Origin of the sequence: Bacillus sp. es.034 (assembly GCF_002563655.1) — a bacterium.
Lineage (GTDB): Bacteria > Bacillota > Bacilli > Bacillales > Bacillaceae_B > Rossellomorea.
On record NZ_PDIY01000001.1, the window covers coordinates 318,504 to 337,315 of the forward strand.

General features: G+C 45.8%; 18 protein-coding genes. 6 read left to right on the forward strand and 12 right to left on the reverse strand.

Annotated features, from left to right (window positions below; genetic code table 11):
• Nucleotides 1-97 precede the first annotated feature (97 nt).
• The 3 genes from ATG71_RS01700 to aldA all read left to right on the forward strand — a co-directional run bounded on the left by ATG71_RS01700 (nucleotide 98) and on the right by aldA (nucleotide 4,336).
• Nucleotides 98-1,117, forward strand: a complete 1,020-nt coding sequence (locus tag ATG71_RS01700) for an NADP-dependent oxidoreductase (RefSeq protein ID WP_098441690.1) — start codon at nucleotides 98-100, stop codon at nucleotides 1,115-1,117.
• A 188-nt stretch (nucleotides 1,118-1,305) separates the two neighbouring features.
• Nucleotides 1,306-2,715, forward strand: coding sequence for a VWA domain-containing protein (locus tag ATG71_RS01705; RefSeq protein ID WP_098438168.1), 1,410 nt, complete (start codon nucleotides 1,306-1,308; stop codon nucleotides 2,713-2,715).
• A gap of 172 nt (nucleotides 2,716-2,887) precedes the next feature.
• Nucleotides 2,888-4,336: an aldehyde dehydrogenase gene (gene aldA, locus ATG71_RS01710; protein WP_098438170.1), complete on the forward strand. Its 1,449-nt coding sequence runs from the start codon at nucleotides 2,888-2,890 to the stop codon at nucleotides 4,334-4,336.
• A 224-nt stretch (nucleotides 4,337-4,560) separates the two neighbouring features.
• On the opposite strand, the gene ATG71_RS01715 is transcribed toward aldA, so the two are convergent.
• On the reverse strand, nucleotides 4,561-4,794 hold the full coding sequence (locus ATG71_RS01715; RefSeq protein WP_098438173.1) for a hypothetical protein: 234 nt from the start codon (nucleotides 4,792-4,794) through the stop codon (nucleotides 4,561-4,563).
• A 219-nt stretch (nucleotides 4,795-5,013) separates the two neighbouring features.
• Here ATG71_RS01715 and ATG71_RS01720 point away from each other — a divergent pair, with 219 nt between their 5' ends.
• Together ATG71_RS01720 and ATG71_RS01725 are read left to right on the forward strand one after the other, a co-directional pair.
• Nucleotides 5,014-5,814: a VLRF1 family aeRF1-type release factor gene (locus ATG71_RS01720; RefSeq protein ID WP_098438176.1), complete on the forward strand. Its 801-nt coding sequence runs from the start codon at nucleotides 5,014-5,016 to the stop codon at nucleotides 5,812-5,814.
• 114 nt (nucleotides 5,815-5,928) lie between these two features.
• Nucleotides 5,929-6,216: a hypothetical protein gene (locus ATG71_RS01725; RefSeq protein ID WP_079530780.1), complete on the forward strand. Its 288-nt coding sequence runs from the start codon at nucleotides 5,929-5,931 to the stop codon at nucleotides 6,214-6,216.
• 49 nt (nucleotides 6,217-6,265) lie between these two features.
• Here ATG71_RS01725 and ATG71_RS01730 read toward each other — a convergent pair whose 3' ends face one another.
• Together ATG71_RS01730 and ATG71_RS01735 are read right to left on the reverse strand one after the other, a co-directional pair.
• Nucleotides 6,266-8,224 carry a phospholipase D-like domain-containing protein gene (locus ATG71_RS01730; RefSeq protein ID WP_098438178.1) on the reverse strand — a complete coding sequence of 653 codons (1,959 nt, stop codon included), beginning with the start codon at nucleotides 8,222-8,224 and terminating at the stop codon, nucleotides 6,266-6,268.
• A 281-nt stretch (nucleotides 8,225-8,505) separates the two neighbouring features.
• A complete protein-coding gene (locus ATG71_RS01735; RefSeq protein ID WP_098438181.1) occupies nucleotides 8,506-9,309 on the reverse strand; it encodes an RDD family protein in 804 nt (267 codons plus the stop codon).
• A 104-nt stretch (nucleotides 9,310-9,413) separates the two neighbouring features.
• Between ATG71_RS01735 and ATG71_RS01740 the strand changes: the two genes are divergently transcribed.
• Nucleotides 9,414-10,370, forward strand: a complete 957-nt coding sequence (locus ATG71_RS01740; RefSeq protein ID WP_098438184.1) for a stage II sporulation protein M — start codon at nucleotides 9,414-9,416, stop codon at nucleotides 10,368-10,370.
• Here the strand turns inward: ATG71_RS01740 and ATG71_RS01745 are convergent.
• The 9 genes from ATG71_RS01745 to ATG71_RS01785 all read right to left on the reverse strand — a co-directional run bounded on the left by ATG71_RS01745 (nucleotide 10,362) and on the right by ATG71_RS01785 (nucleotide 18,803).
• Entirely contained in the window at nucleotides 10,362-11,720 is a 1,359-nt protein-coding gene (locus tag ATG71_RS01745; protein ID WP_286162886.1) for a DUF58 domain-containing protein, read from the reverse strand. The genes ATG71_RS01740 and ATG71_RS01745 overlap by 9 nt on opposite strands.
• Nucleotides 11,671-12,600, reverse strand: coding sequence for an AAA family ATPase (locus tag ATG71_RS01750; RefSeq protein WP_098438187.1), 930 nt, complete (start codon nucleotides 12,598-12,600; stop codon nucleotides 11,671-11,673). The genes ATG71_RS01745 and ATG71_RS01750 overlap by 50 nt, the downstream gene beginning before the upstream one ends.
• A complete protein-coding gene (locus tag ATG71_RS01755; RefSeq protein ID WP_098438190.1) occupies nucleotides 12,597-13,727 on the reverse strand; it encodes a DUF4350 domain-containing protein in 1,131 nt (376 codons plus the stop codon). Before ATG71_RS01755 ends, ATG71_RS01750 begins: the two co-directional genes overlap by 4 nt.
• A 36-nt stretch (nucleotides 13,728-13,763) precedes the next feature.
• The gene (locus ATG71_RS01760; RefSeq protein WP_098438193.1) at nucleotides 13,764-14,393 is read right to left on the reverse strand and encodes a DUF4129 domain-containing protein; all 630 of its coding nucleotides are present in this window, start codon (nucleotides 14,391-14,393) and stop codon (nucleotides 13,764-13,766) included.
• A 63-nt stretch (nucleotides 14,394-14,456) separates the two neighbouring features.
• Nucleotides 14,457-15,383, reverse strand: coding sequence for a hypothetical protein (locus ATG71_RS01765; RefSeq protein ID WP_098438196.1), 927 nt, complete (start codon nucleotides 15,381-15,383; stop codon nucleotides 14,457-14,459).
• 225 nt (nucleotides 15,384-15,608) lie between these two features.
• Nucleotides 15,609-16,241 (reverse strand): response regulator transcription factor, encoded by a 633-nt coding sequence (locus ATG71_RS01770; RefSeq protein ID WP_098351162.1) that lies wholly within the window; start codon nucleotides 16,239-16,241, stop codon nucleotides 15,609-15,611.
• Nucleotides 16,234-17,283: a sensor histidine kinase gene (locus ATG71_RS01775; RefSeq protein ID WP_098438198.1), complete on the reverse strand. Its 1,050-nt coding sequence runs from the start codon at nucleotides 17,281-17,283 to the stop codon at nucleotides 16,234-16,236. Before ATG71_RS01775 ends, ATG71_RS01770 begins: the two co-directional genes overlap by 8 nt.
• Nucleotides 17,280-18,011, reverse strand: coding sequence for a cell wall-active antibiotics response protein LiaF (gene liaF / locus ATG71_RS01780; protein WP_098441692.1), 732 nt, complete (start codon nucleotides 18,009-18,011; stop codon nucleotides 17,280-17,282). Before liaF ends, ATG71_RS01775 begins: the two co-directional genes overlap by 4 nt.
• 138 nt (nucleotides 18,012-18,149) lie before the next feature.
• Nucleotides 18,150-18,803: a PspA/IM30 family protein gene (locus ATG71_RS01785; protein WP_098438200.1), complete on the reverse strand. Its 654-nt coding sequence runs from the start codon at nucleotides 18,801-18,803 to the stop codon at nucleotides 18,150-18,152.
• Nucleotides 18,804-18,812 lie beyond the last annotated feature (9 nt).

Sequence of the window (18,812 nt, forward strand, 5' to 3'; positions counted from 1 at the left end):
TCAAGTGTTATTCTTTGTAGAATCTAAACTTATTGTGATAAGTTTCAATTAATCGGAAAAAATGATTATAGTCAAATTTCAAGGAGGAATTGTTATGCTGCCTGAAATACAGAAACAAATTCAATTAGTGTCCCGCCCTGAAGGAATGCCAGTCAAAGAAGACTTCCTGTACAAGGAAATCGACGTGCCAACTCCATCTAAAGGGGAAGTATTGGTGAAGACGTTGTACCTTTCCGTAGATCCTTATATGCGTGGCAGAATGTCTGATGCCAAGTCCTACGTTGCTCCTTTCCAATTAAACGAAGCGCTGGCCGGCGGTGCCGTTGGAGAAATCGTGGAGTCAGAGTCTGACCATTTCCAAAAAGGGGATTTCGTCGTCGGTATGCTTCCATGGCAGGAGTATTCCCTTGCCAATGAGAATGAGGTCCGCTCCATCGATCCGGATGTCGCCCCGATTTCTACACATTTAAGCATCCTAGGGATGACTGGGTTGACGGCATATTTCGGACTTATGGATATCGGCCAGCCGAAAGAAGGCGAAACCGTTGTCGTATCCGGAGCTGCAGGTGCAGTGGGATCAGTGGTTGGACAAATCGCCAAGATCAAAGGTGCCCGTGTTGTGGGGATTGCAGGATCAGATGAAAAAGTCAGCTACCTGACCGATACCCTCGGATTTGACGAAGGAATCAACTATAAAACGACGGACAATATTTATAAAACGTTAAAAGAAGCATGTCCAAACGGCATCGACGTGTACTTTGAAAATGTCGGTGGTGAGATCGGTGACGCTGCCCTTAGTTTACTAAATAAACATGCACGTGTACCAGTATGCGGCGCGATTTCTTCTTATAATAAGACAGATCGAGACCTTGGACCGCGTGTTCAAACGAAATTGATCAAATCAAGCGCACTCATGAAGGGCTTTGTCGTCAACGACTACAGCGACCGCTTCAAAGAAGGCGCAACAGAGCTTGGCCAGTGGCTTTCACAAGGAAAGCTGCAATACGAAGAAACAATCACAGAAGGCCTCGACAACGTAACCGACGCCTTCCTCGGACTCTTCCAAGGAAAAAACATCGGCAAACAACTCGTCAAAATCGCAGACCCAAGTAAATAACCATTTTGAGGGACGGACCTCCATTTTCACACCCTAAACCCTGATACAACAACATTCAGGTACGTGTGATGGGTGTCCGTCCCTCTTTCTATAGTTACAACCTACCATTTTATCCCATATTTATTTACTCACCCATTCTCCTCAAGTATGATAGGAAAGTATGAAACTGATAGCAGGAGGAATGATTCATGAAGATTTGGAGACTTGGAGTGATTTCTTTATTGTTAGTACTTCTTACAGCCTGTGGAAGTCAAGGAGAAGAAACCTCCAATACGCCCAAAGAAAAGAGCGAACCAAAAACATCAAAACAACATGAGACAACAGAAAATGAAGACAGCATCTCTAATGAATGGCCACAATCCTATCAACTCACAGAAGATTCTTTTTCATTTCCTTCTTCTTTACAGGAAGCTGAAGAATCCCTTCCAGGAAAGTGGTGGGATAAAGAAAAGGATCTCTCACAATCGCAAAAAGAACAACTTTATAAAGAGATGGTCCTTATTGATAAAAAGGCATCTAATGACCAGTCAAAAGCAGCCAACATCAATAACCTACTATTTAAATCCATTCACCCGAGACTTCCAGGGCTCTCCACTTTCCAACCAAGAGGAGCAATTACCCTTGAAGACTTAAATACAGGCAGCGGATTGAAATTAAATGGACAGGAAATTAAGGAGAATCTTAATGTCTCCATTATTCTTGATGCATCCGGGTCCATGAAAGCCGTACAAGATGGTCAAAGCCAAATGGATATCGCCAAAGACGCCATAAATGATTTTGTTGCAAACCTTCCCGAAAACACCAATGTATCTCTTACTATTTATGGATTTGAAGGATCAAGCAGTAATGAAGATAAAGAAAGGTCATGTCAGAGTATCAAAGAAGTCTATCCACTTCAGGAATATAACAAAGATGAATTTTCATCTGCTCTATCTCAAGCCAAACCAAAGGGGTGGACTCCCATCGCAGACTCTCTTGAGAAAGCTGGAAAATCTTTGGAGAAATTCGATAGCAAAACAAATACTAATGTTATCTACATCGTTTCGGATGGTGAAGAAACGTGTGACGGTGACCCTTCCTCCGTCGCAAAAGAATTAGCTGGTACAAATATAAAGCCCATCATTAATGTGATCGGTTTCTCAGTGAAAGCTGATCAAAGAAAACAACTGGAGAAAATCGCCGCTGACTCAAACGGCCGCTACATACAAGCCAATAACCGACAAGATCTCGTCAACGAATTTAATAGATCTAATAAAGCACTCCTTCAGTGGATTAGTTGGAGGAATCAACAAACCATTGATGCTATTAAGCAAAAAAACCAAGACAATCTTGAGTTGATTGATCTAAAGAATACGACCAATTTAAGATTGATCGATTATAAAAACACGGTTAATCAACTATTAATCAAAGCAAGAAATGAGCATGATTTGAGTGACGAAGCCTTTCAGATCACACTAAAAAAAATGGAAGACTATTTTGTTGATATGGTAGATGAACTAGAAAAAGACTTCAAAACAAAACTCAACCAAATAGAATCCACTTACAGCGAAACCAAGCAAGAAATAGACAAAACCTACGATGAGAACAAAGAAGAATAACTCATAGGGACGGACCTCCATATTCACACCCTAAACCCTGATACAACAACATTCAGGTACGTGTGATGGGTGTCCGTCCCTCTTCTTTTGCACATCCCTATGTTTACTCCTCCCCATCGGACGGGAAAAGAAAGAGATATGTGAGAAAACAGTTCTTGAAGGAGGAAGTATAGTGGAGAAGTACCAGATGTATGTGAATGGTGAGTTTGTTGATAGTATGTCGAAAGAGACGTGGGATGTGATTAATCCCGCGAATGAGGAGACGATTTCATCTATTCCGCTTGGTACGGAAGACGATGTGAACCACGCAGTGGATGCTGCCCATACGGCTTTCCTTTCGTGGAGCAAGGTTCCTTCCAAGGAACGGGCTTCATATTTATATAAAATCGCTGATAAGCTGGAGGAACGCCGGGATCAATTCGTTCAGATGCTGACAGATGAAAACGGAAAGACCCTTGCAGCTTCCGAAGGAGAAGTCGACCTGGCCATCGAGTATTTCCGCTACATGGCGGGCTGGGCGCTGCGGTACGAAGGAGAGATCCTTGAGAGTGAGCGTTCGAACGAGAACATACTGGTGTATAAGAAACCAATCGGAGTTGTATCAGGGATCGTACCTTGGAACTTCCCGATGTTCATCCTGGCCAGAAAAGTCGCACCTGCACTCGTGACAGGATGTACAATTGTCCTGAAACCTAGTCAGTATACACCAAATACCGCTTGTGAGTTTGCTAAGATAGTAGATGAAGTGGGGCTGCCCAAAGGTGTGTTCAATCTTGTGACAGGAAAAGGCTCGGATATCTGGAACCCAATGTCCAGCCATCCTAAAGTGCGCATGGTGTCCATGACCGGAAGTTATCCGGCAGGTTCAAAAGTGATGGAAGCAGCATCCAAGTCCATCACAAAAGTGAATCTGGAACTTGGCGGGAAAGCACCGGCCATCGTCACGAAGCATGCCAATATTGATTTAGCCGTTGAAAAGATCAAGACATCGAGGATCACAAACTCCGGTCAGGCGTGTACGAACGCGGAACGCGTCTATGTTCATGAAGATGTGGCAGAAGAATTCATCCGTAAAATGACCGAAGCCATGAAAAACACAATGGTCGGGGATCCAACAAACCTTGATAATGAGATCGGTCCCCTTGTGAATAAAGACCGCCTCGAGACCGTGACGGAAATGGTCAACACCGCTGTTGAAAACGGAGCCAGAGTCCTTACGGGCGGAAAACCGGTCAACGTGGAAAAAGGCTTCTACTATGAACCTACCATCCTTGTCGATGTGAAGCAGGAAATGGACATCATCCAGGAAGAAATCTTTGGACCGGTACTGCCGATCATGACGTACAAGGATTTTGATGAAGTGATTGAGCTTGCCAACGACACGGAATATGGTCTTTCCTCTTCGATTTTCAGCGAGAACCTGCATGAGATCATGAGAGCCGCAAACGAGCTTCGATACGGGGAAACCTTCGTCAACCGTGAAAACTTCGAAGCCATCAATGGATTCCATGCCGGCCGTGGTCAATCCGGAATCGGTGGAGCAGACGGGAAACACGGACTCAACGAATACCTTGAAACACATGTTGTCTATCTGGAGTATGATGAAAACTATAAGGGATAACAGAACGAAAAGCCTGGCCTTAAGCCAGGCTTTTTATTATGATACATTTTCCCAACGAAAAAAAAGCCCTGCGCTTCAGGACTTTTTCATAAACGGTATATGAAACACTTAAGAAATGATAAAGAAATTCGCCAACGCGATTAATAATAGTATAATTGCAACACCGGAACTCATCCAAAGAATATCGTTAAAATCCATTTTCAAATCTACCATTTTATCTTTGTTTAGCAACGGACTTCACTCCCTTGAAGATTTTCAATAAAACCGATGACTTTAAAGAGGGACAGGTCCATTTTGGGATTGGTCTTTGTAGAGCAATTCGAGCACTCTATCTGATTTACATTCATCGTCGAACGGAACTCATTCGAACAACGCGTACACTCCAGTATATGTAAATCCTTTGTCTTCCCTTTTCGATCAAATTGAATGCGCTCTCTTCCCTGGTTAATATAGCTCATGTTTTTTCTCTCCCGTCGATTGTTATTTAGTACATATTTACCCGGTGTAAAGAACATAAAACATGATTTATCTGATTTCTTGGAGAAAAAATGGACAGGGGGAACATTGCAGCTTTTTACCTGCTGGTCTCGATTAAATTCCCTTTTTTTACAAAATAATGTTTAAACCCCTCCTTCACCGTTTATATGAAAAGTAACGATTCAATAAGGAGGAGTTCCATGTCTTTAAGGAAAACCATCAGTGTGTTGGAAAACTTATACTTACAGAAGCCGGACAAGTTATTGACAATCTACTTAAATACCGATCGGAGCGATCCTGACCAGCAGGGTGGGGAGTGGAAGATTGCACTTAAGAATGGGTTCAATCGACTGGAAGAATATCTTGAAAGCGCACCGGAAGAAAAAGAAAGGCTTCAAACCATCCGACCGAAAGTAGAGAACTACGTGCATAGTCTGGAACGGGGGCTGCCACGGAGTTTCATCATTTTCGCTTCAGCAGATAGCGGGATCTGGGAAACGTTCGAACTTCAGGTGCCTGTGGAAACGAATTTCTACTGGGAGGAGAATCCTCATCTTGACCAATTGAAGGCTCTTCATAAAGAGCATCCTTATACGGGTCTTGTGCTTCTTCAACAAAATCAAATCAAAGTCCTCACTTCCGCATTCGGGGAAATCCAGTCCAGCGAGTTCATGGAATTCGATTTGGAAACCGATGACTGGCGCAGGCACGAAGGACCCCACCATGCAGATGTCAGCATGGGCAGCGGCGGTGGAAAAGCCAACCAGCAGGAGGAATACGAAAACCGCTTGAAAGCCAATCAACAGCGTTGGTGGAAAAGTCTCGGCAGTATCCTCGACAAAAAAGCAGCCGATGACAAATGGGAACGAATCATCCTCGTCGGGGATAAGGAAGAAGCCGCTGTATTGGAAGAGAGCATGAATAAAAAGGTGCATGAAACCATCGGAAAAAACTTATTGAATGAGAATGAGCATAAAGTTGTGGAGAAAGTCCTGGCATAATCATAACGTCCACCGTCCTTGATCTGGACGGTGGTTTTTTGTGGTATAATTCTTCACTCAAACAAGCACATACCACACTCCCCCTCATACACTGAAATAAGGAGGTGTGTGTCCGTGCTTTCACGTATAAAATGGCTGTCCTTTTCAATTGAATTATTCCTGGCTGTCCCCATCTTTGGCAATATCGCCGGAGAATCGATTCCTTTTCTTCTCTGTTTAATAGCTCTGTGGCATGCGAGCGTATTGTACATTTCCAGGTCGGAAGATCAACCTATCCTTGGAAGTCTCCTTGGGATCCTTGCTTCCTTCCTGAACTTCTTCCCGATAATCCGACTGATTGCCCATGCAATCACTGCAATTGTCCTTATCTTTGAAATTCAGAAGGCTCCCGGGATGGAATGATCAAGTAAAAAAGATGGTTCTCGAAATGAGAACCATCCTTTTTTCATATTTATTGAAGCATTCCGCCAGCATTCTCGTATCTTGCATTGAACTCCTGCAGGAATTGATTCGTGATGCTTTCGTCATGGATGATGAGCATATTTTCATCATTTACATTATTTCCGTTTTCACTCCAGTTGGTCGACCCCACAATGACTGTTGGATCACTGTTTGTGTCCGCATCGATGAGCATCGTTTTGGCATGAAGCTTGCGGCTTTCATTGGCTGCGTAAACAGGTGCAGGATTCGCCCAGCGTATATTCGGGTTATTCGTACTCGTTTGGGTAGCCGTTCTTCCCGTCATTTCAATGCTCGCAGACCACCATTGATTCCAGAAGCTTGGATCGAATACGCCTTTTACGTCAAAGCCAGTCAGCGTCCCCTGATTATCCGCATAGCTTCCTTCCCACTTGTTCTTCAATTCGTCCACCAATGCCTGATCGCTCCAGGCGAAAATGGTGAAGTACGCATTTTCGTCTGCTTCTGTTTTCACGAGTTCCCTCATGCGTCCAACAGCGTCATCCCCGGAAGAGAAATAAATTTCGACTGTATCGCCGCCGATCGTCAAGGTATGAGGCGTATTATCGATTTTACGGGTACTGAAGTTTGAAACTGTATTATCCGGCGTCGTTGTTCCGCTTCCCCACATTTCTTCAAATTCTGTTTTATAAATCGAAGCAAGCTCAGGTGAATGGACCTCTACGACATGCTGCTGATTTCCATCAAGAATTCCTTGCTCCATATTTTCTTCCGTCCCGTAAAGTCCTGTTACGGTAAAGTTCCAGCTGCCGGTGAAGACCCACTGCCCATCGATTACAGCAAATTTGTTGTGCATCTGGTTTCCAGGAGAATAATAGCTGTCCGTGTCTTTCAGTTCCCCTTCAACAAACATATAGCCTGTGGTCGCCGTGCTTCCGACTGTCACATTGCGCTGCGGGAAATCATTGAAGCTTGCTGGTAAACCATAAGCCCCACGCTTCGTTGCATCTTCTACGACAAACATGGGAGAATCCGATAAAATATGGGCGTCGTCCCCTGTCCCGACTACTCCATCCTTCCCCCGGACAAGCTTTTCCAAGTTTAGTCGCATCGTCTCATATCGTTCTGCGTAGTGGGGATCACTTCCGTCCTTTGCGTCTGCCAGAATCCTGACATCCACCCCTTGAGCGGCTTTCTCCATTAACGTCTCGACAACACGTGGCAAATTAATTTCATACGTGGCGAAATCGATGGATGTTTCCGCAGCATTCAGCCGCTTCAATAATCGATCCTCGAGATTGACATTGTAGTTTGCTTCATTACCCGGCATGGCGTATTGAGTAGAGGCGCTTTTATTGAAGTAGACATTGATAGCACCAAGCTCTTCACTCACGTTCGTAAGGGACTCACTCCCGTTACCCGCCGGTGTTGACGCATTAGCCGCTTTAGGTGTCCCGAATCCACCTTCGTATGAAGTGGTTGCCGTACTCCAATTCGTTGATACGGTTCCACTGACGGAGGGATCGATCCTCGACATCGTCGCTTTCGTCGAATTGTCTCCTGCATACCATCCGTTTACTTCATCGATGATGGTACCCGATGCATCTTTCAAATACAGGGTTTCATTGGAATTCCCAAGGCTTCCTGTATATACTTGATCAGCTGTAACGGTTGAGATCGTGCTGTCGCTCGTTCTTTCCAGCAAAAAATAATCCTGTGCTGCAACGGTTCCGCTTAATTGAATGCTTGGTGAACCGTCCAAGGCTTCAAGTGTCCAACCATCAAGGGAGAGATCCGTTGAAGTTGGGTTGTGGAGTTCCATCCATTCATTGTTGTAGGAACCTGTCGTCCCCATCCATGCCACTTCATTGATGACGGCTGTCTGAGTGGCCGCTTCTACGCTCTTATTTCCACCCTCTGGTTGAATGAATCCTCCCGTCAGTAAAAACAGGATACTCACGATTGATAGTGATACCTTTTTCGTCCTCATGCCCTTTCCCCTTTCAGAATACAAAGATATTAAAATGATTACAGTACAAGTATATTTTGTCGCATTTTGTAATGTAAGGGAGAATGGACATGATTTTTCTAACCATTTTGTAAATTTTGTAGATTCAGTGTAAACTTACATAACTATATTCCTAGTAGTCTTACTTTATTTACTAATAGATTTGGTCTATATGAAGAAAAACCTTTAGTAAATCGGAGAGAATCTTATATAGGTATAATAACCCACAAAAAAACAGCAAAGTCCTCTTCAGACTCTGCTGTTTACAATTCAATTTCCCAATCCTCCCTCATTACCAGGTACAGAAGAAGAAGGGTGTTTTCAAGTTCTTCATAGGTCATCCCATCCATATCGATTCCAAGTTTCGGGAACAGGATATCGGCCAATTTTTTGCTTAAATGATTCCGCTTTGCAAGGGGCAATTGCAGGAACCGGTTCGCGTACGTCCTGACCAGATTCCACTCTTTTGTACCGAGCTGCTTCAACGTCCACTCTTCAACTGACAGATCCTCTTGTCTAAGACCACGTTCCCGGATTTCTTTTTCGATGGCCTTCTCTTTCTTCTTCCCTTTTACCCGCCGTTCATGCACGACGATGGTTCCTGCCACGATGTCACCCAGCCGTTTATGCTTGGAGTGAAGGAAGATCATGATCATCCCTAGAAAATAGGAGACCGGGAGCATGTCGATGATCCTCATCAGATTACGGATGAAGCAGGATAAGAGTGTGACACTGTGGCCATTTTCCTGTATCACACGTATGCCCAACATCCGTTTGCCAACGGTTTTCCCTCCCCAGAAGTATTCCAGAGCGAAGAAATATCCCCAATTAATGACGAAGATGGTGATCAAGAAGAACCCCAGGAGAACTGAATTAAAATCAAACATATTTAGTTTCTGATTATCGTCTGCAAGGGCGAAAAACAGGAGCACGACAATCAAAATGTTAATGATGGTCAAGATGATTTGATCGATAATAAGGGCAGCGGCACGGCTTCCCAGGCCCGCCGGCTGAAATTTCAGGGATACATATTCGGGCGTCAGGATATCGACCTGTTCTTCATGCATATCCATCCCCTCCTTTTGGTTGAATTTACCTTTAATAGTTTCTATTTTTTTCTAAACTTACTATAATAAGAGATAAGAAATCCAATGAACGAGTAGGTGTCACAATGAAAGTGAAGCAATTTGTCAAACAGCACCGGGAGGATTGGAAGGCTCTTGAGGATCTCCTCGGAACGTTGAGAAAAAGAAAGAATTTGACGGGAACGTCCATTGATCAGTTCAATCGACTCTATCAAAAGGCTGCCCAGAATTTGTCGTACAGCCAGACCTATTTCCCGGAAGAAGAAGTGACGGGTTATTTAAATGGACTCGTGTCGAAATCTCACAATCTCTTTTATAAAGATCAGATCACGAGCGGAAAGCAAATCCGGCATTTTTTCTCCACGACGTTTATCGGTCTCCTTCTCGATCAATGGAAATTCGTGGTCCTGGCAATGGTCTTGTTTACGATCGGGGCCCTGGGTGCCTTTCTTTCCGTCGTGAATGATCCCCTTCACCTTTATTCCATCCTCCCCCCTGAAATGTCTCAGGGAGTGGACCCCGGTAATCTGGGGAAAAGTGACGGGGAGGTGAATTCTTCCATCATGTCGGCTGCCATCATGACCAATAATATCAAAGTGGCCTTCCTTGCTTTTGCAGGCGGGGTCACATTCGGCTTATTGACGATGTATATGCTGGTATACAATGGCATCATTGTCGGTGCCCTCGCCGCCGTCTTCTGGCATCAGGGAATGAGCTACGAATTCTGGGCGTATATCGTCCCCCACGGCATGATTGAGCTTACGGCCATTTTCATTGCCGGCGGTGCGGGATTATTGATGGGTTATAAGCTTTTCGTACCCGGACGTTTCACGCGGGGATATCAACTGAAGGAGCAGGCGAAACGCTCCGTCCAACTCCTCCTTGGTACGATCCCGCTATTTGTCATCGCCGGGCTCATAGAAGGCTTTATCACACCGGCCGCGATCTCGCTTCCTGCGAAGTACATGGTCGCTTTGTTGACCGTTGCCGGACTGATCCTCTATATGGCCATTGGTAAGCTCCGACTCAGCAGGCTACACTAATCCGCGATTCATCATATCTATATAGTACGAAACGGCCGTCGTTGCCAGTTTCTCTTCACGGGCCTCCACCATCAGGAGGCCCTGTTTTTCCCACTTGGTTTTCTCCCTCTTTTTGACGAGCATCTGTTTCTGGGCCATACTCTTCATCATCGCCTGTATATCGTCAACGGGCTCCGACTTGATTCTTTTCACCAACATGTCATCTTCTATCCCGATCATTAAAAAGAGATGCTGTCTGCGCAGTCTCTGCAGATAATATAGAGCATTATCTTCATGGAGAAATGTGTGGATATCGCTGAATAATAACAGCAGACTCCGTTTCTTCTGGACGGTCTGGACGTAATGGAGGACGGCGGCATAATTCGATTCTGCCGCGTCCACCTCGAGATTATAAATGCGGTGGAGGATGGTCTGGAGATGCGCCATCCCTTTGGCAGGCGGGATATACACCTTCACATTTTTACTGAAGGCGAGGACCGAAACATAGTCCCCGTTCTGCAGGGCAGCCGCCGTAACGGTCATGGCGGCTTCAAGGGACCTCTCCAGCCGGTTCCCTTTCTCAAGCTCCGCCCCCATCATCCGTCCGCAGTCAATGAGAATCGTAATATACTTTCCATGCTCAGGCTCGTATTCATTCGTCATCACTTCTCTGAGCTTTGCCGTTTGTCGCCAATTGATCTTTCTTGGATCATCCCCGACGACGTAATTCCTGATTTTCGAGAACTCCCCTGCCCCACTCTGCATCTTCCGGATTTTCACCCCTTCATACAGTAAAAACCGCTGGGCATCTTCGAGTACCTTTCTCGTTTCAGTAAGATCGGGAATGACTTTCACCTTATCCATCGTTTCCACGGTTTTTTGTTTCTCCCATAGTCCCAGTGAACTACGGTAGCGAAAATAGAGCCTGGTTAACTGGTAATCCCCCCGTACAGGGATTACCACATCATATGAGGGCTTTACGGTTGAATGACCGGCAAGCTCCCCCTCAAGTGGGAATGAGGTTTGAAAATTTTGTGGTGTCCCGTCCAAGAGACGGTACGACATATCCCGGTCCGATGTATTATGGATCGTTAATTCGACCCTATAATCAAGTCCTCTTTCCGTTTGCTCAGGGATGCTCCTCTTTACTTCAATATTCTTCTTTGAAGGAGAGAGCGTTAAATCCATGAGACTCAAACCGAGAAACAAAGCATTCAATATAAAGATCCATGTCCATGACAGCCCAACCAGCGTACCTGCAAAAAGGATAACTGAAAAGCATGTGTACACGATCAGCATCCGCCCAGTCGGCAGGATTCCCTTATCTTGGAACAGTAATCGACCCAATAAGCTCCTGGATGACTTGGTCAATGGTCAGTCCCTCCAATTCTACGTGCGGGGATAGCTGGATGCGATGTCTGAGGGCAGGTCTTGCCACCATTTTGATATCATCAGGGGTGACATAGTCCCGCCCTGACAGATAGGCCCATGACCTGCCTGCCTTCCCGATCGAAATGGCCGCCCTTGTACTTGCGCCGAAGCGGATCGTCTCCGTTTCCCGGGTTTTCCTGACGATTTGCATGATATAATCCAATACCGCGTCGCTCAGGGTGACCTCCTCGATTTCTTTCCTGATGGATAAGAAGGTTTCAATGTCGAGGACCGCCCCCACTTCACTCCGGTCAACATGATTCTCAATCACCTGTTTTAAAACCGACTTCTCTTCTTCAAATGAAGGGAAATCGATATCGAGCTTGAACAGGAAGCGGTCCTGCTGAGCTTCGGGAAGCGGGTAAGTACCTTCGAATTCAATCGGATTCTGGGTTGCCACAACAAAGAATACATCTTCAAGGGAGTACGTCGATCCTTGGATCGTTACCTGCTTTTCTTCCATGGCTTCCAAGAGTGCAGCCTGTGTCTTCGCCGGTGTCCGGTTGATTTCATCGGCTAATAGGACGTTGGTGAAAATCGGTCCCTTGATCGTTTGGAAAGTGTTGTCCTTCATGTTATAAATTGTACTTCCCGTTATGTCACTCGGCAGCAGGTCCGGGGTGAATTGAATCCGGTTAAAGCTTCCTCCAAGCAAACGTGACAATGTTTTGACCATTTGAGTCTTCCCGGTGCCCGGGACCCCTTCGATCAATACATGTCCTCCTGCGAGAATCGAAGACAGCAAGAGTTTAAGATTCGTCCCCTGTCCTACGATGCGCTCTTCAAATATCTCCATTAAGGATGTGATTTCTGGTTTCAACGATCCTCCACCTCTTTCCTGAATAATTCTATCCTTTTCGACCACATGACATATTCCTGTTTACTGATTCTCTCTTTATTCAGCACACCTTTTATCCCCATTAAAAAGGAGGCGATTTCCTTTTCGGAAACGGTGCGGAGTCTCCGTTCCAGCGGTTCTTTCAAGTCCACCCACTCTTTACTCGCAGGGATTCCCCACCTTTCCTGGAACAGGAGTCTGACATAATCAGACTGGATCAGAAGGGAAGCCTTGTACTGTTTCCCTTTTAAGTACCACGCTGAAAGGGCCTTGATTCGCTCATCGCTGAACCGGACCATTTCCTCCCGTGGCGTGAGGATTCCCCCGAACCGTTTCCCCTGCATCCAAAGCCCGAGTAAAGTGAAGATCGCTGATTGAAGAAGCAGGAGCAATAGCCATTGCGGGTATAGAGTCGCAACGGATGCCCCGCTTTCTCCTCCGTGGAGGTATTCATCAAACAGGATGGTCCCCTCCCCCGCCCCACCTTCTTTTAACAAAAGAAGAATCAGAGAAAGATGATCCTTCTCCAGGATCCTGCCGTTCGTCATCCAGGCAGGGCTGGTGGAAACAATGAGTTGACCCTGACCCACGTCCGTTTTGTAGGCGATGGTTCCGTCCACATCATCCAGAAGGACCGTATCCCCTTCTCCTTCTTCAAGGCGGACACTTGATAAACTATCGGTTTTATATGTATTTCCTTCCACATCACGCACAAGAGGAAGCACTGGATCGTTCCCTATCCCTTTCGCCTTGATATCGAACATCCCTTTTGGATTATCTTTCATAAGGAGGATGGTATTGCCCCGCCTCATGAAATCCTCGTACTCTTCCATTTCTTTCTGATCCGGGACTGTAAACGGCTCCGCCATGATCAGAAGTTGGCCGGATTCTTTTTTGGACAACCGGTCTGGTGAAAGGGACCAGCGACGGACGGAATCTCCTTTGTCCTCCAAATAGGTGTAGAGTGCCTTAATCCCTGTTGGAGAGGGGGATTCCGATACATAGGCCGGATACTCCTTCAGCTTTTCCGGAGAAAGAAAGACCCCGATCACGATGAAAACACCAAGAAGACCCAGCAAAGGGATCCACCTTTTTATAGTTAACTTCAATGCCCGATCCTACCTCCTTTCCCTTACACTGTCCATCTATGAATCTCCGTTTTCCAACCAGCTGCGGGCTTCCTGTTTATAGTGAAGATACTCCTCTTTCTCCACTTCACGTTCACCGTACGCAACCTCGTCGAATAAAAGGGCAAGCCGGTAGAATCGATCCGCCCATCTTTGATTCACTTTACGCAGTTCGTCGTAATACTCCCAGTTCGTCTTCCACACGCGGGCCTCCAGATACTCCCTTTCGTGAAAGTACAGAAGCAGTGCAAGGAACATATGACGGGTGGCTTTCGAATAATCACCCAGCTCTTCCTGCTTACGGGCTTCCTCAAGATGCCTTGTATAGGACCACTCCATCTCGTTCAAGGATTGAAGGGGCTTGTTCGATCGGAACCTGCGCTTTCTCATCCCGTTTCGCACCGCATTGAATGTCAGGATGAGAAGAATGCCCACAACGATGACGATGAGTGTGATCAGGATCCCCGATGCCGTCCCGCCTGTCGGCTCAAGAGAAGGATCTATGTTTCCGAGCAGATCCCGGATCCATTCCTTTGCCTTTTCCCATATGCCCGACAGCAGGCCCTGATCGTTCTGAAGATAGGCCTTGTATTCTTCCTCTTCCAGGATTTCTTCGAGTCGATCCCTTGCTCTGTTTTCATTCAACACTTTCTTCACCTAGCTTTCAGATCAAAAGCCCGGAACCCCGGGCCAGACTGGATACTTCCTTTGTTAAATTGTATGGTAGTCATCGATCATACTATTCAAATCATCCGCGTCATGTCTTGTTTTCAGGTCAAAGAACATCACTCCGAAACCAACAGCGAACAGCATCGTCGTAAATAACGTCACCACGTTGAGGATCATCCCATATAAAACAGAATTCCCCAACACGAGGCCGAACGTCAATTCAAATGCGGTATTGACGATCCCGAGGATCAGGCCGAATACAATATACAAACCGATGATGGTGAATGTGCGCTTTTTCGTCAGTCTCCAGCTTCTTCCAAGTCCTGGTGCGTCATGCTCAATGGCTGCCGCTCCCAGGTAGAAGCTCCAACGTGCCAAGAGATAAGCGACTACAGCCGCAATCAGTAGGAACAAGACGATGATTGTAATGATTACCCCGACACCTGTATCAAATAAGGCAGCGCTGAACACTCCTGCGATCCCGATTGTGAAAATAGGGACAAAGATGAATCCAAACACGATCAATCCAAATAGGAGACTGCTTCCGATGATCGGCCAAAAACGGGAGAATCCTTCTTTGATGACCATCTTGACCGAGTAGTCTTCATTTTTCCTCATATGATTCAGGGTGAATAAGATCGCCGCCTGGGCAATCGGTGACAGAATCATCGTGATCAGACCAATCAGTGCCGCACCGAGTTCCGCCCCGACATTCACTGCCGGCCCTTCCTCGGTTGAAAATTCTCCTGAAAAGCTGTTGACGATTCCTTCGAACCAGGTTCCCCCTGATCCTGTCGTTCTAAAAAAACTGACTCCCGACGCAAGATCAATGAGAGCCTGCAATAAATAGACAGGTCCCAATAATACAAGAACGATCAGGAAAAAATCTTTGAAATGGTTCTTACTCAGTCGAAATGTATGATCCAGTATTTCACCGAATCGTTTTGGCTTACTGAATTGTACGTTCATAATCTGACCCTCCACTGCTTATTTTTCAAATTTTTACAATATATCGCTTATTTTAACATTATTCCTCCTTCAGTAGATGAAATATTTGTCATTTCCCTGCACTTATTTACAGACAGCATCGTATGTCCATTCATATGATTCCATTTACATTTGATGCTCCCTGTCTTCTTCTTTCTATACGAAAAAGTGACCCAAAAGTTTTCATTTTGGGTCACTTTTCTTATATTATTTTGCGAGGTCATGTTTAAAGGCATAGATGACAGCCTGGGTCCGGTCCTGTACCCCGAGCTTTGACAGGATGTTGCTCACGTGGGTTTTCACTGTTTTCAGGGCGATGAATAATTCATCTGCGATTTCCTGATTCGTTTTCCCCTGCGTCATGAGAAGGAGGATTTCAAGCTCCCGGTTCGTCAATTCCTCATGGGGATGGGAAACGGTCTTCTGCCTCATCCGTGTCATCATCTTCCCCGTCACTTCGGGTTCAAGTATCGACTGCCCGTTATGGGTTTTACGAACCGCTTCTGCAATTTCACTTGCTTTGGATGTTTTCAGCATATAACTGACGGCCCCCGCTTCAAGGGCAGGATACACCTTATCATCATCAAGGAAGCTTGTCACAATGATGATTTTCGCATCCGGCCACTCCTGGATGATTTCTTTCGTCGCCTGAATCCCATCCATTTCCTTCATCACAAGGTCCATCAGGATGATATCGGGCCGCAGTTCAAGGGCCAGTTGTACACCTTCTTTCCCATCTGACGCTTCCCCGACGACATCGATATCCGCCTGGGCCGACAAATAAGATGATACACCGATCCTCACCATTTCATGATCATCGACAAATACTACTTTAATCATTTTTATCACCTTCATTCTCTACAACGGGAACCTTCACTTCCAAGCGCGTCCCCTTATTTGGCACACTGACGACTTTAAACGTCCCACCGATTTCAATGGCCCGTTCCCTCATATTCTGAAGTCCATACGAGCTCGTCACCTTCGATTCATTCACATCAAAGCCGAGGCCATCGTCCACCACCCTCAATATGATGATCGATTCCCTTTTAATGAGGCGGATGTCGAGGGAAGTGGCCTTGGCATGGCGAAGTGTGTTCGAAACCGACTCCTGCAAAATCCGGAATAAATGATCTTCAATTCCTTTATCCAAGCTCATGTCTTCGATTTTCCATTCGATATCAAGGGGCACCTTCTGAGCTAATTCGACCAACAGCTCCTTCATTCCTTCTTGAAGATTCTTTCCTTTTAACGCCACCGGGCGAAGGTGAAGGAGGAGCGCCCTCATCTCTAGCTGCGATTGATGGATCATCTGCTCCACCATTCCCAGCTGTTTCTCTTCATGAGAAGTCCTGTGCGGGGAGGGTGTCTCCGTGATCGCCGACATGAGCATCGATGCAGCGAACAGCTGCTGACTGACCGAATCATGCAATTCCCTCGCGAAACGATTCCGCTCCTGAGATACGATTTCCTGTATCCTTTTTTCCTGCTCCTCGGCTTTTTCATTGGCGAGCTTCTGGGAGTACCGGGCTTGATCGGTGAGGTGCTTCCCAAGGGCGTCGACCTTTTTCCACACCTGCTGAACCTCGGAGGTTGCTGTTTCAGGGATGATGATCGTGCGTCCTTGTTCCACGTGATGGAGGGCATCTTCCATTTCCCTCAGCTGCCGCTTATCCTTCAAGCCGCTCCGGATGCCGAAACCAATCCCGATCACAATACTGAAAACGAGAATAAACCCCGCTCCAGGGATATCCATGATTTCCACTTCCCATAAAAGGGACCAATCCTGTAGCGGATATAAATAAAAGAAGGAAAAGGAAAGAAACAGCACCATGACAAGGGAAAAGAGGATACCTGCAACGACCTGCTTACTGACCGTACTCATATTCTCTTCACCTCAAGATCCCCGATCCACATGGAGGTGATGATCTTCACCCGCTGGACCGCCTCATCGTATCCCGGTGTTTGATAGTAGAGGGACTGATTGATCGCTTTCGGCTCCACTTCATCAAAAATCTCGATGGAGCCCGCCAGGACTGAATGATGCACGCTCACTTCCACATCATAGGGGATCAGAATCTCGATATTCCCCAGTATATTCCGGATGGATACAACGGAAGTACCCTTTGGTAGAACCGTATTCCCGATGTCGATGACCGAGTCCCCGATGACGCCCTGGATGTTGATATCATTCCATTCGTACACATCATCCGATGTCCGCTTCGGACCGAACCACTCATTCTGAAGAGCCGATCTTTTCATCATGAGCGGTTCATGGCTTTGGGTAAACGTTTCCTTGATGGACGGCGTGATGTACTTCGGATGTTTCTTTGAATCGGCAAAACGTACAATGATAAAGAGAAGAATGCCAAATAACAGGAATTTAAACGCGACCGTATTGAAAATATTGATCGCTAAGCTGATGATCCCGAACCACAGCAGGATTTTTCCCGACGTCCTCGGCAGTTTCTTACGTCCAATATAAATGCAGAATGCCGCAATCGATAGAAAAACAAGAACCCCCCCATCGTAAAAGGAGACTTCCAGCAGTATAAGTAATGTCCCGATTAAGATGATCCAACTGATTCCGTCAGAGCGTAAGCGATTGAACATGGGGGTTCCTCCTTTCCGGTTATGTATGTAACGTCCCGCAACCGGCTCATATCCTATGATAAAACGGGGTGAACCCATCATGGGCTCCCCCTTTTTTTACGTTATTATCATGTTTTTCTTCATTTAGAATACCATGTTTCAGGATGGAATGGCTTCTGTTTCCTCAGTTTTCATTTCTTTTTCCAATTTGGCGATCTTTGCGTCAATCGTGTTCCGGTAATAGGAAGAATTCACACCATGCTCCAGTTGATCTAAGTATGTTTCAATTTCTCCAAACTTAGAGAAAGCCTCATTATGGTAACCTGATGATGACTCAAGGACCGAATTCATCTTATGATGGGCGCGGGCAATGTTTTCCCTGCCCATCAGCTCCATCCTCTTGATGTACATATCCTTTAGCTTGTGCTTCATTTCTTCATATTTACGCTCAAGCTCTTCAAGCTCTTTTGTCGCTTGCAGCTTGGATTCCTGGATCCGCACGGCACGTTCTTCATAGTATTTTTGTTCTTGCAGGGCAAATTCATACAAACCTTCTTCACTTGCTTTGGACGCTACCTCTGCCTGATACTTGCGTTTGTCGGCTAAAACGGAAGCCTGTTGGTACTCTTTTTGGAACTCTTCTTTTAATAGATACTGCCTTTCTACAAGCTTCCTTACCTTTTCCACTTCCTGCTCACATTGTCTTAAGTAATGATTCAGGACGGCAATCGGGTTTTTCTTTTCCTTTTTATCGATTGCTTCGTGAAGGTCTGACATGACGGTATTCTTCAATCGTTGAAATAAATTTGCCATTGTTACATC

What these genes read in the sequence shown, in the direction of transcription:
- ATG71_RS01705 (WP_098438168.1), top strand. Translation starts at nt 1,306, where the DNA reads ATGAAGATTTGGAGACTTGGAGTGATTTCTTTATTGTTAGTACTTCTT.
- ATG71_RS01715 (WP_098438173.1), bottom strand. Translation starts at nt 4,794, where the DNA reads ATGAGCTATATTAACCAGGGAAGAGAGCGCATTCAATTTGATCGAAAA.
- ATG71_RS01720 (WP_098438176.1), top strand. Translation starts at nt 5,014, where the DNA reads ATGTCTTTAAGGAAAACCATCAGTGTGTTGGAAAACTTATACTTACAG.
- ATG71_RS01730 (WP_098438178.1), bottom strand. Translation starts at nt 8,224, where the DNA reads ATGAGGACGAAAAAGGTATCACTATCAATCGTGAGTATCCTGTTTTTA.
- ATG71_RS01735 (WP_098438181.1), bottom strand. Translation starts at nt 9,309, where the DNA reads ATGCATGAAGAACAGGTCGATATCCTGACGCCCGAATATGTATCCCTG.
- ATG71_RS01740 (WP_098438184.1), top strand. Translation starts at nt 9,414, where the DNA reads ATGAAAGTGAAGCAATTTGTCAAACAGCACCGGGAGGATTGGAAGGCT.
- ATG71_RS01765 (WP_098438196.1), bottom strand. Translation starts at nt 15,383, where the DNA reads ATGAACGTACAATTCAGTAAGCCAAAACGATTCGGTGAAATACTGGAT.
- ATG71_RS01770 (WP_098351162.1), bottom strand. Translation starts at nt 16,241, where the DNA reads ATGATTAAAGTAGTATTTGTCGATGATCATGAAATGGTGAGGATCGGT.
- ATG71_RS01775 (WP_098438198.1), bottom strand. Translation starts at nt 17,283, where the DNA reads ATGAGTACGGTCAGTAAGCAGGTCGTTGCAGGTATCCTCTTTTCCCTT.
- liaF (WP_098441692.1), bottom strand. Translation starts at nt 18,011, where the DNA reads ATGTTCAATCGCTTACGCTCTGACGGAATCAGTTGGATCATCTTAATC.
- ATG71_RS01785 (WP_098438200.1), bottom strand. Translation starts at nt 18,803, where the DNA reads ATGGCAAATTTATTTCAACGATTGAAGAATACCGTCATGTCAGACCTT.